Origin of the sequence: Nostoc sp. ChiQUE02 (assembly GCF_034531305.2) — a bacterium.
Taxonomy (GTDB): Bacteria; Cyanobacteriota; Cyanobacteriia; order Cyanobacteriales; family Nostocaceae; genus Nostoc.
Genome location: NZ_JAVRBN020000024.1, coordinates 102677 through 114427, shown reverse-complemented (window position 1 = coordinate 114427; position 11751 = coordinate 102677). Strand labels below are relative to the sequence as shown.

Sequence of the window (11751 nt, the reverse complement as noted above, 5' to 3'; positions counted from 1 at the left end):
TACAGTTCTCAGAAAACCTAGCTATAGCACTCCACGCACGTTCTGCCGCAGACTGCCGAGCCATTGAGTTGAGTTCATTAGCAAAGGGGAACAAATCAGCAAGCACAGCGCAATACTTATTCAAGTCGTATTTACTTAAACCCTTAACATCCATCCATTGCCGCAAGCATTTGTTTTGAATGAATTGAGATGTACGAATAGCATCATCTATTGCTCTATACTGCTTATCTTTTCCCTTGACTTTAAACTCGTAAATTCTCATGAAGGCTCGACCAACCAACTACATTCTTATTTACCACAATTAGCATAAGAATGCTGAATCAATTCAGCAATTCGCTTATATCCCCCGAATAGAATTCGGGGGATATAAACATCACGCCTCATAAAGTCTGGCGACAAGCCCTTCTCTACGAGAGGCTGCGCCAACGGGTTCGGGGGTGACGCTCCTAACGTCGCTAACGCTGCGCTGTCGCAAGACGCTCCTGCGTCGCTAACGCTGCGCTAACGACGGGAACCGCCATCGCTTTTAGCGTCTCCCCTTGGGAGAAGACTGCGACCCCCTCACCGCTACGCGTCTACGCTACCAGCCAATAACCGCTAATGTTGATACTTTCGCAAATTCCCGATCTGCCGTTACTAGGTTCGCAGTTGCCTGAAGCGCCATCGCAGCGATGATTGCGTCGGGTAGTTTCAGCCGATATTGCTGACGAAGTTGGATAATTTGCTCAATTAACACTGTATCACCAGCTATTAAACTAACAACTTCAACTCTTTGGATAAATTGCTGAAAAACTTGCCGATCTCCCTGACTCAACCCAGAAAATGCTAAAAATTCAATTTGACTAATAATCGAAATCCCTATCCAATCAGCATTTTGCAACAGTTGCAGCAGTTGTGAATTACCTTGTAGCACTGCTACGATCGCATTTGTATCCAACAAGTAGCGACTACCACTCATCCCGCAGCACTCTTTGCATCGCTAGTGCATCTCCCTCCCAGACCAATTTCCCTGCAAGATCGGAAAAATCATAATCAGATTTTTGTATTTTTTCTGATGCAACTTGATTCAGAACAACCACAATATTTACCTGGCCAGGCGCTAGCTGTGTTGGAATATCAAGATGCAAATGTCCCGATGCATCAACAGTTGTCGTCAGTTGAAAAACTTCCATTGTTATCCCAGCTTTTGAACTCTGGTTTCATTTTAATGCAATGTCTACGACGGGCTATGCCTACACATCCTTTAACTAACAGCCTGAGTCAAAGTCACAAACGCGATCGCTAGTACCATAAATACTAGCGATCGCGTTTGTTATCGCTATGGTCTTATACTGCCTGTACCTACCTCCACTTTCTGCGATCCTTCAACGATTTGGTAAAGTTTGTGTTCAAATTTCTGCATACATACTGACCAATCAAATTCGAGTATAGAGGGGCGAGCGTGCCGAGTCATATCTGCTTTCAAATCGGGGTTTTCTAGAATTGCAATCACCTTTTGGGCAAAATCTGTTGGGTTGTTAGGTTGGGCAAGAAAGCCGTTACGACCAGGAAATACCTGTTCTGAGGTTGACGGTGCAACAACAGCAACCAGAGGGGTTCCGGAAGCTAACGCCTCGTTATTAGTAGTGCAGAAGTTCTCAGTCACAGAGGGGTTGACAAAGACATCTGCTCTAGCAAACCAACCCAAGAGTTCTGTACCGTGAGACTCGCCCCATACAGTAATACCCGATCCAAACTTTTTAGCACGCTCACGGATCTCTTCATCTAGCGGGCCACTACCAATAATCACCAGATGAACATCAGGAATTTTGGCAGCTATGACTGGGAATATATCAAGCAGTTGATTGACATTCTTTTCGGGTGTGATACGTCCGACAAACAGGAGAGTCGGTCGATTATCGTTAGGAATTGGGTTGTAACAAATGTTTCGCGGGTGGAATTTTTCGCAATCGATGCCTTGATAAGGAACATATTCGGCGCGTTGGCATTTCAGTTCTTCGTATTTAGTGAGTTGTTCTTTAGAAGAAAAGTAATTGAAGTCATAAGACTCACTAAATTGCTTGACCACAGCCGGAATGATGGGACGAACCAAGTTAAAGAATTTATCCCCAAAGTAATATTTGATATATGCAACGATATCAGTGTGGAAGAGTGATATTGTTGGCGTGCCTGTTCGTCTTGCGTATTGAGTGCCGATTGGGCGACCATAACCTTGCAAGAAAAATGAGTATAAACCTCTCATTTGGGCGGCTTCTTCAACCACGATAATGTCCGGCTGGAATTTCTCCAGCAACTTAGTATCGCTCCAATGCCGATAGCTCAACGGTTGAGGAAGAGACTTGTAGAATATCAGTGGTTGTGTGGGGAATGCGTAAGCAGAGAAGTTGGGGAAAGACTGGATTTCATTCAATCCTGGCATGGGGCGATCGCCGACATTTTTGGGGTAGCGATCGTTAATTTGGGGATGGATTAGAAAAACCTCATGTCCCTGCTCTAGCAACCAACGAACCCGTTGGTGGACGGCGACGGAAACTCCAGTCAAGAAGGGAGCGTACAACCCTGTAAACAGTGCAATGCGAAGTTTTTGCTTAGTCATAAGAAAGGGGAATATTTCACGAAAATGCTGGTTTTGAACTTAGGATTTACGCAGCAAATGTTTCATGAACATTCTGATTATTTGAATCAGAAATTCCCACTAATACAGTTAGACTAAGGATTTACGCATTTTCAATTAGCCGAAATTATCGATTGTGAAGCGGATGTTTCTAAAATTGGTTTAGAAACTATTAAAACATCCAGAATACTAAATCAAAATTCCCCTTAATATATTTGTCTAAACCCTTGTCATTCATGCAAATACATTTTGCTAATCAACAAGACAAAGCGTGTATTTTGACGAGGGTTATAGGTAATATAGTTTTACTAAATATAAGATAATATAATTTGAAGACTAGGGAATGTTTAGTGTAAGAACTTTCATACCCTAGTTCATATCTAGCAATTCAATTCAAAGAGAAACCTTGCTATCAATAGGCTGATCTAACCATTGATAAGGGCGATATTCCACTAAGCGGACATTCCAGGGCCCTTGAACTCGATAGCTGACACCGCGCCAAGTGACTGTTGAAACCCACAGTGACGATAGCATCGCTAACCCATAAACCCACTGTGTCAACGGAATTGCAATTAACATTTTGATGATTGTAGCAGCTGATAATTTGGCGTAGACGTGCAACGGCTTGCCGGTAGGCATCGCCTGGTCATTAGAGCGAACCACTCGCTGTATCTCTAATTCCAACACGAGCATTATCAAGAGTAATCCGACGGTATAGACTCCATAGCAGACTAGCAAGAGAGCCGCGGCTTCCCATTTTGCCTCTAACAAGGACTCTAGAACTAACATAATGACTGTAGTCGGAAACAAAATGCTAGAAACAGCTTCACTAACTAAAGCTAACCAACGCGGGTGGTACAGTCGAGAACAAAGGATGAGGCGCTTGAGATAGTCTATTAAGTTGAATAAATCAGTTTCTTCACGATTTACTATCAGCAACGAAGGCACAAACTTTACCTGCAACCCCTGTTTTTTGAGGATGTCGTGCATCATAAAATCTTCGCCTAAAGCTTGTCCCCACTTATCTAGCAGTTCTGTTTGGCGAAGCACTTCTGTTTTTATCGCCAAACTCCCACCCCAAGGAATTTGGAAGATAAACATTTGCACTACTGTGGATACATTGCCGGCGTAGCGCACTAAAGATCCCCAATACTTACCTGTAGGTACGTACCAACGATTACCTGTTGTCGCCCCTACTTTAGCATCCCCAAGAGGACTGACTAATTCTCTGAGCCAATTCACATGGACTATGGTGTCAGCATCTACTAAGGCAACCACCTTGTAGGAATCATCCAACTCACGGACAGCTTGGATTAAAGAACTGCATTTGAGACTACAATTGTTGCGTACTATTCTCAAAGGGCTGATTTGAACGTTAGTTGCTTCTTGCTCTGTGATGGTTTCACTGGCAATTTTCCAAGCGGGATCTTCGTGACTATCAACGATCAACTTTAAATCATACTGTGGATAGTTTTGATTTAGGAGCAATCGCAAACATCTAGGCAAAAACGGATCGGCTCCGCGTAGGCAAAGAATCACTGCGGTTTTGGGTAACTGGTCATCTGGTAATAAGTTTTTTTTGGATGAGCGCAGATACCATATAAAGACAAGCGTAAAACACACCTGAATAACCAGCCAACCCATCAAAGACTTAGACAGAAATATTGCCAAATCTTCCATTAAATTTTTAGTCTCCGACAGAATAAGGAAATGGGATTAGGAAGACGCAGTGACGGGGTGACGGAACAATGCGGTAACGGGGAGACACGGTGACACGGTGAAAGTACTCTCCGTGTCTCCATGTCTTTGTGCCTAGTCCCCAGTCGCTTTTACGAATCCAGCGAATATTTCATGATGATGTTGACAGTTGTATTTTTGTCTACAACAAAACTGGCATCACGAAATTTTGGTGTACCTGTTTGTATAGACACAGTTGGATTTTTGGAAATCCCAAAACCTTCTTGGGGAATACCAAAAAAGTCTTTATTGAGTTTGCGATCGCCATTCTGATCGTCAACTACGGCGACAGCATAAGTTCCAGGCTTCAAACCGGAGAATTCTTTTTTTACAGAATTGCCAGTAATCTTAGCGCAGCCACTTTGAGCTTCACTAGCATTACTCATCGGAAATCCTTGTTCGCTTGCGTAAACTCTGAAGCAAATCTCACCTTTTTGGTGATGTATTCCATTTACTACAACGCTTAATGTTGCAGTTGGCTCTGCATTCACTGTTTTAGCAAAGCTGATGCTCACTAAAGTAGCAAGCAAAACATGAGATATATGAGATAGTTTCAGCATAATTTTGTAATGAAAAATAGGTGAGTTTTAGATTGAAAAAAAGCTGTATCTGCCAGCTTATCTTTCTGAAATGATTCGTTCAAAGTCTGACTTGCTGTTTTTTAACTAATGCACCTTGCCAATCTTTCCAAATTGATTGCAGCACTTTTAGTAAATCTTTCAGCAAAAGATATTCTGTCCCTTTTAGCTGCTGTTGTAGGCTTCTATGGCAACATAGACGCTCATCCAAACTCAGGGGACTACGCCAAATGGAGAGTACATACTCCCAGATTATTCTCCAATGTGGCAACAAAATTTGTCCTTTATTTGCTGAATCAAACCACACTGCGTATGCATAATAATCAGGCAGCATACTCAATAATGGTTTTTGATTTTTGTCCGAAAACAACAAGTAATTGGGAAAAAACATACTCATTGATTGTTGCGGATGGCTTCTGGCAAAAAACAGGTATTCGGGGATTTCATAAAACCGACCGAGAAGACCAAGCCTTAACAAGAGAATTCCATCTGCATTACCATAACCACCCATAGGCGGTATCATTCTCAGAGCACTGGCGCGAATTACTCCGTAACATTGATAACATAAATGTTTAGTCAGCAATTCGTGAAAACGTTCCTGTGGTTTTAGTGCATCTGCCTTGAGTTTGATATCGTAATTTTGGATAAAATTTCCCTGTTCATCAATGAAATATGCCTGGGAGTGACACAAGATTACGGTAGGATCTTGGTCAAGCACATCAACACACTTCTTGATAAAATCTGGAGAATGTAGATCATCATAGGCTGCCCATTTAAAGTACTCACCCGAAGACAATTTAAAGACGCGATTGAAGTTACGGGCGCAACCGATATTCTTGTCATTGCGGTAGTAACAGATACGTTGGTCTTTCTCGGCATAAGCTCTACAAATTTCTTCAGTTCTATCTGTAGATGCATTATCTGAAATAATTAGTTCAAAATCTTCAAAGGTCTGAGCCAAGAGTGAATCTATGGCTTCTTTGATAAATTTTTCACCATTGTATACAGGTAATCCGATGCTCAATCGTGGCTGATTACTACTCATAGAAAACAAGTATTCGGAAAATCTGTGGATTATTTTATGCTTAATTGCAGATAATTGTTAGGCAGATGCAACGTCAGAATTTAGAATACTTTGATACCTCACATCTTGTACAGACGCGATTAATGAGCCAGCGCGTTGCGGGGGTTCCCACGCCACTTCCTTCAAGTCGGCAAAGCCGCCCAACGGAGTGGCTCCCCGTTGTAGCGACTGGCGTCGCGTCTCCTGAAAATGCAACAATGATTCCAAAAATCTGTGGACTATTTCATCAAGCTTTGAATATCTGTTTTTTGCAGCCATTCATGTGTTCGCTGCATTCCTGATTCTAGGTCAATTGTTGGTTTATAATTTAACAAATTTTGTGCTTTGGCAATCGAACAAGCGTAGGGACGAGTCATAAAATCTATGGACTCTGGTAAGATATCAACTTTTTTACGAAAAAGTTTTTGTCCCTGAACGCGTAGCTTTAGAAACAACTTAATTTCATCTTTCGGTAATGAAAGCGGTGGTGATAAACCTTCGATTGCTGCTAAACGCATAAAATACTCTTTCCAGGAAGTTTCTTGTCCGTCGGTGATATTAAATATTTCACCATAGGTTTCTTTTTCTATCGCTAGAAAGATGCCATCAATCAGGTTGTCTATATACACATGATTGATTACTCCTTTACCATCGTTAGCACAGGCAAATAATTTTTGACGCATCATCAGAATTGGTCTGACTATCCAGGGGATACTTCCTGGGCCATAAACATCTCCGGCTCGAATAATGATGATGCCGAAATCTGGAGGATTATTCAGTTCTAAGAGTGCTGTTTCGGCTTCTATTTTCGTTTGACAGTATGGATTATTTTCGCCAGAGAGTGGCCCGGATTCTGTAACACCATTAGGATAGTTAAAACCGTAGACCATCACACTGGATAGATGCACAAATGTTTTGATGCCAGCTTGTTTAGCAGCTTTCGCTATGTTGACAGTACCCCCAACATTGACATCACGGAAATGGTTAATTGCGCCAGCTTCTTCGGCAATTTGATCTGTATGTAAAACGATGTCTACTTCCTGACAAGCCTTTTGGGCAGCGGTAGGATCGGTAATACTACCAATAACTACCTCAATATCTAAATTTTGTAATTGTTTGTTCTTTTCTGTAGAACTTTGCAGTCCACGAACTTTCATTCCTTGCGCTATAGCTAACTCGGCTGTACGCAAACCGACAAGTTCATCAATCCCAGTAATTAGGAGGGTTTTGTTTTTGAGGTTCATAAAGTCGTAATTATTGTTAAATAGGTGAATTTGAGTTATTAGGTAAAAAACTTAAAACTTATACAAAATTGGAATTTTGCTAAAGACTTTTAAATCTTTTATCTAAAAACGATATAAAGAGAAAATTTTCTGTGGAGAGGCTTACCAATCTATAGTCATGAGTCTATATCATGGCAAAAGCTTGGTTATTTTGCTGCTATGAATCAGCTAGAAAATCTCTCCTGGATCTGCGGAGCGAAGTTTGTTGATAGCAAGCGCTCCTGATGTGATACACATTAATACTGTTGATGTGAAGACAATTAGTGCGTTATTCGAGGTCATAAATATTGGTAATTTAGTTGCTTCTGCTGCAAAGCTGTATAACAACACAGAAGTAATAAATCCTGGAATATAACCTAAAATTGCCAAAATCAAAGCTTGCTGAAATACCACATTTAATAAGTAACTATTGGCATAACCTATGGCTTTTAAAGTGGCGTAAGCAACGAACTGTGTAGCAATGTTGCTGTAAAGAATTTGATAAACAATAACCACACCAACAACCGCAGCCATTGTCAACATCAAGTTAAGAATAAAACCAATGGGTGTTCTAACAGCCCAATACTTTTTCTCAAAATCAATGAAGCCTTTGCGTGTAAAAACTTGGACATCATTAGGCAAACTTGCCTGCAAATTTTTCAGGACTGTTTCTGCATTAGCTCCAGGTTTGAGGGAAATCAAACCGATATCGATCATATCTGCCGGACGAGTATTGGGATTTATTCTGAGGAAAGTTGAATCACTAACAAGTAAATTTCCGTCTACCCCAAAGGAAGGTCCTAAGCTGAATAAACCGCCAATTCTCACTCTATAACCAATTAATGAATTGAAGGGAAATATTTCAATTGTTTGTGTAGTTTCTCCCGCATTAAATTTTTCAGCTATTGGGCCAAACTCTGGGCGAGAACTTCGGTCAAAAAGCATAACATCGGGAGTTTTGAGTTTATCTAAATTTTTCTCAACTTCTGGGATGTTCATCACAGGTCTACCTGGATCGAAACCAATAACGTATATTGAATATTTCTCACCAGTTGCTGGATTTTTAAGTTTGGCAAATTGCAAATACATGGGGCTAACTGACTCTACGCCATCAAACCCCAGAGATTGATATAAACGAGTCCGCGAAAAGCTCTGATTTGAGGTCAAAGATTTATATTGCGAACTAACTAAAAATAAATCTCCCTTGAGATTCTGATGCACTGCGGTTGCACTTGAATATAGAGCATCTTGAAAACCAAGTTGCACAAACATTAGCAGCACAATAAAACCAATCCCGGCTACAGCTACTAGTAAACGAACTTTTTGCTGGGCTAGCTGTAGCCATGCTAAAGGAATTTTGAAAATCATGAATTTATTTGTTAGTTGTTATTTGTCATTTGTCATTCACAAATGACCAATGACTAAATCTGAATGGCAACATCCACCTGTAAGTTGGTTAAACGAGCCACCCGCTGACTATCTGCGGGATTATCGATAGAGATTTTTACCTCAATTATTCTGCGGTCTGTATCTGAACCAGGGTTGAGGCTGAAGATGCTTTGCTTATCAACTTGCCAACCAATCTCTTTCACAGTTCCCTTTAATGTTCCAGTAAATGCAGTGCTGGTAATGGTGGCTTTTTGTCCTACACGCACTTTTTGAACATCGGTTTGATACACCTCTGCAATCACATACATTTGAGATGTCTTACCTATCTCAGCAAATCCTCTGCTGGTGCTGATGACTTCTCCGGTTTTGGCGTTAATTTTCAAAATTTTGCCATTTATGGGAGATTTGATGTAACTTAAATCCAAGTCGGCTTTTGCTTGTTGAACAGAAGTTGTTGCACTGTTAACTTCGGTTTGGGCAACTTGAACATCTACACTACGCACTTCACTAATACTCGTGAGTTGTGCTTGTGCTTGCTTGCGTTGTTCTTGGAATGTGTCTTGAGTCCGCTTGAGGGTGGCTTGAGCTTCTGCTAGCTGCTGTTGTGTAGTCTTTAGTTGCAAAGCTTTGGTATCTGCTATAGAAGCTGCGATCGCACCTTGTTTATATAATTGCTGATAGCGATCGTTCTCAGCTTGAGCATTGTCTACTTCCGCCTGGATGCGGGCTATTGTCGCCTCTTGAGTTGCAACATCCCCTTTATATTGTGGCTCTAAACGGGCGATCGCTGCCTTTTGAGCATCGACATCTCCAGTTTTAGCTCCAGATTTCACCTGCGCTAGTTTAGCTTTGGCAACTTGCAGTTGGTCTAAAGCCTGTTGCAATGCGGTTCTAGAACGACCATAATTTTCTAGATACGCCAATAATTGCCCTGCTTTAACCGTATCTCCTTCTTTCACCAACAGTCTGTCTACTCGCACTCCATTACTGGAAGCGGGAGCAGTCAAAGAAGTCACTTCGCCTTCTGGCTCCAAACGTCCCAAGGCAGTCACAGCAACTTTCGCAGGCGTGGCAGCTTTTGGAGGATTCGCCGATGGTGTCACAACTTTCGGTTTAGACCAAAACGGGGCCAAGCTATAGAAAGTGATTAATCCCGCCGCTAAAGTTAGAGAAGCTGCTAAAATTACTTGCGATCGGCCTACGGGTTTTGTGAATAATCGGCTTTCTTTATTTACTGCCATATTTTCATTCCAATTCTGTTTTTCTAGGAGATAGCCTGGTTATATTTAGTCGATTAGAATAGACTCATCCGCAAATTATCAAGAGGGCTTTTCCTCTAGGTTTTCTACCTTAATCAAGTGGATGGGTCTAAATTGGTTTTATATGAATTGTTGTACGCTTTTACCGCCCAAACTTACTATTGTGGCGTGAAAATTAATGGCGTGTTACTTCAAAGCTTCCTAAGTTATATCCTAATTTGACATCTAATCCAGTAGCGTAAAATACAATAGCGCTGACCAGAAAACTTAACTCTCAAGAACAACGAAGCGCCAGTAAAAATGAACTAAAAACTTGGATAAACTTGTCCTTAATCATCGCAATAAAGTTGTAATTTGTCAAGTATTTTTCTTGCCATAAGTCCTGATCTTATCACTAAAATATTTCCTCACAGTAAGATTAGAGACTGAATAAATCTACTCATTACTAATCTCTCATCTGCCAATTGAATCTCAAGAGATGATTAGTTTTAAAGCAGATTTGATATTACTAACAGATAGTTGTTAGCAAGGTTGTGTACTATAAGACATTATTATCAGTTTTGACTCTAGTAATTAAAGGCATGAAGCGATACCTTTGGTGCGTTATGCCAACGCACATCTTAAAATACATTAGTACACGGTGATGCAAGTTTACCTAGTTTTAAGATAAACAGCTTAAGCCTATTGTTTAAACCAGATTGGTAGGTTTTGTCTGTGTAGTTGAGGTTTATAACCACTAATGCAATCATGATTATGTTTATCAAGTAACATACTGAAAATTAACATTTGCTTTATAAATAACTGCTTTGCTTCTTAACTTGACTTATATTGAAAAATAACCAAAAACTTTGACTCAATTATGATGTTTCTCTGAGATAAAATACTTATGGTTATTCAATTTATCTATGTATTCATGGAATTGTTACTTACTAGACAACAGATTGGTACTGTTAACTTAATCAAGAGAAAATTTATGTTTATCCCGTAGGTAAAAAAATATTTCACATATTTATATAGTTACAAATTATACTTTAATGCTGAATTCTATTCAAAATTCACATCAGTAAAAGTATAGGGTTATTTATAAAATAACTTTAAAGAAATGATTTAGTTTCTGTAAAGTATGTTAGTGTTTTTATTAATTCAATGCTTTAAAGTGGTTAGACAAACTAGTTATTTAATTGAGATTTTGAAATTAAAAATAACTAAAGATAACTGCTTTGTCATCACCTTGCGATCGTTTAATTACTTTTCCAACTTGCATAAACTCGGATTAAAGGCGGTGTCTTTTCTGTAACGAACTTGTCAACTTTCCTGGGTTAAATCCCATAAAATACATTATCCCGGACGTTGAAACTGGCTATGACATTTATCAAGATACAGAACGTTGTCATTAATACCAGCTTTGTTGCTGTAGTTAGGCGAGATCATCAAATAGTTTCGGGTGAAAAAAGCGTTTCTGTTCCATTAGCTACTCCTCAGTTTTCATTGCTCCAGTAGGATACCATTGCTCAAAATCTCTACTATTACAAATGGATTGAATTCACTGGTCAAGCAACTATTACACTCCAAGACTATTTTACCAGTTTTAACAACGTCATCGACCTATTGCCACAATATCAAGAGTCTAGCGTTGTATAACATTTTTGTGCGATGTCTACGACGGGCTACGCCTACGCAGCGTGCCAAAATCGCCTATAAATTTAAGGCTTTCTCAGGGCAGTATGTGTCGTGTGGTGTCGATTTAGAAAAAAGCATTTAGCAGAGACAGAATAGCTAACTGCTTACAAAACGAGAGTTTTTCATTAATTAGTAGGCAACAGAAATTACTGTAGCTACACAATCCACA

At 40.1% G+C, this 11751-nt stretch carries 10 protein-coding genes and 2 pseudogenes; 1 reads left to right on the top strand and 11 read right to left on the bottom strand.

Annotated elements, in window-relative coordinates; translation table 11 throughout:
- The 11 genes and pseudogenes from RM347_RS23035 to RM347_RS22985 all read right to left on the bottom strand — a co-directional run.
- A pseudogene (locus tag RM347_RS23035) lies at positions 1-262 on the bottom strand (RNA-guided endonuclease TnpB family protein); the annotation flags it as partial.
- A gap of 318 nt (positions 263-580) precedes the next feature.
- Positions 581-958, bottom strand: a complete 378-nt coding sequence (locus RM347_RS23030; protein ID WP_322720154.1) for a type II toxin-antitoxin system VapC family toxin — start codon at positions 956-958, stop codon at positions 581-583.
- Positions 948-1172, bottom strand: coding sequence for a hypothetical protein (locus RM347_RS23025; protein ID WP_322720153.1), 225 nt, complete (start codon positions 1170-1172; stop codon positions 948-950). The genes RM347_RS23030 and RM347_RS23025 overlap by 11 nt, the downstream gene beginning before the upstream one ends.
- 146 nt (positions 1173-1318) lie before the next feature.
- Positions 1319-2596 (bottom strand): glycosyltransferase, encoded by a 1278-nt coding sequence (locus tag RM347_RS23020; protein WP_322720152.1) that lies wholly within the window; start codon positions 2594-2596, stop codon positions 1319-1321.
- Positions 2597-3007: 411 nt separating this feature from the next.
- Positions 3008-4294, bottom strand: coding sequence for a glycosyltransferase (locus RM347_RS23015; RefSeq protein WP_322720151.1), 1287 nt, complete (start codon positions 4292-4294; stop codon positions 3008-3010).
- 149 nt (positions 4295-4443) lie between these two features.
- The gene (locus RM347_RS23010; protein ID WP_322720150.1) at positions 4444-4911 is read right to left on the bottom strand and encodes a DUF2141 domain-containing protein; all 468 of its coding nucleotides are present in this window, start codon (positions 4909-4911) and stop codon (positions 4444-4446) included.
- 79 nt (positions 4912-4990) lie between these two features.
- Positions 4991-5974: a glycosyltransferase family 2 protein gene (locus RM347_RS23005; RefSeq protein WP_322720149.1), complete on the bottom strand. Its 984-nt coding sequence runs from the start codon at positions 5972-5974 to the stop codon at positions 4991-4993.
- A 57-nt stretch (positions 5975-6031) separates the two neighbouring features.
- Complete coding sequence (locus RM347_RS23000; protein WP_322720148.1) at positions 6032-6220, bottom strand: hypothetical protein; 189 nt, start codon at positions 6218-6220, stop codon at positions 6032-6034.
- Between the two features lie 11 nt (positions 6221-6231).
- On the bottom strand, positions 6232-7236 hold the full coding sequence (locus RM347_RS22995; RefSeq protein WP_322720147.1) for an NAD-dependent epimerase/dehydratase family protein: 1005 nt from the start codon (positions 7234-7236) through the stop codon (positions 6232-6234).
- Positions 7237-7443: 207 nt separating this feature from the next.
- Positions 7444-8622 carry an ABC transporter permease DevC gene (devC, locus tag RM347_RS22990; RefSeq protein ID WP_322720146.1) on the bottom strand — a complete coding sequence of 393 codons (1179 nt, stop codon included), beginning with the start codon at positions 8620-8622 and terminating at the stop codon, positions 7444-7446.
- Between the two features lie 53 nt (positions 8623-8675).
- A complete protein-coding gene (locus RM347_RS22985) occupies positions 8676-9884 on the bottom strand; it encodes an ABC exporter membrane fusion protein (protein WP_322720145.1) in 1209 nt (402 codons plus the stop codon).
- 1380 nt (positions 9885-11264) lie between these two features.
- On the opposite strand from RM347_RS22985, the pseudogene RM347_RS22980 reads away from it, so the two are divergent.
- A pseudogene (locus RM347_RS22980) lies at positions 11265-11543 on the top strand (hypothetical protein).
- Positions 11544-11751: the final 208 nt, after the last annotated feature.

Excerpts from the sequence above, each read along its gene's own strand:
- RM347_RS23030 (WP_322720154.1), bottom strand. The coding sequence starts at position 958 with ATGAGTGGTAGTCGCTACTTGTTGGATACAAATGCGATCGTAGCAGTG.
- RM347_RS23025 (WP_322720153.1), bottom strand. The coding sequence starts at position 1,172 with ATGGAAGTTTTTCAACTGACGACAACTGTTGATGCATCGGGACATTTG.
- RM347_RS23020 (WP_322720152.1), bottom strand. The coding sequence starts at position 2,596 with ATGACTAAGCAAAAACTTCGCATTGCACTGTTTACAGGGTTGTACGCT.
- RM347_RS23015 (WP_322720151.1), bottom strand. The coding sequence starts at position 4,294 with ATGGAAGATTTGGCAATATTTCTGTCTAAGTCTTTGATGGGTTGGCTG.
- RM347_RS23010 (WP_322720150.1), bottom strand. The coding sequence starts at position 4,911 with ATGCTGAAACTATCTCATATATCTCATGTTTTGCTTGCTACTTTAGTG.
- RM347_RS23005 (WP_322720149.1), bottom strand. The coding sequence starts at position 5,974 with ATGAGTAGTAATCAGCCACGATTGAGCATCGGATTACCTGTATACAAT.
- RM347_RS22995 (WP_322720147.1), bottom strand. The coding sequence starts at position 7,236 with ATGAACCTCAAAAACAAAACCCTCCTAATTACTGGGATTGATGAACTT.
- devC (WP_322720146.1), bottom strand. The coding sequence starts at position 8,622 with ATGATTTTCAAAATTCCTTTAGCATGGCTACAGCTAGCCCAGCAAAAA.
- RM347_RS22985 (WP_322720145.1), bottom strand. The coding sequence starts at position 9,884 with ATGGCAGTAAATAAAGAAAGCCGATTATTCACAAAACCCGTAGGCCGA.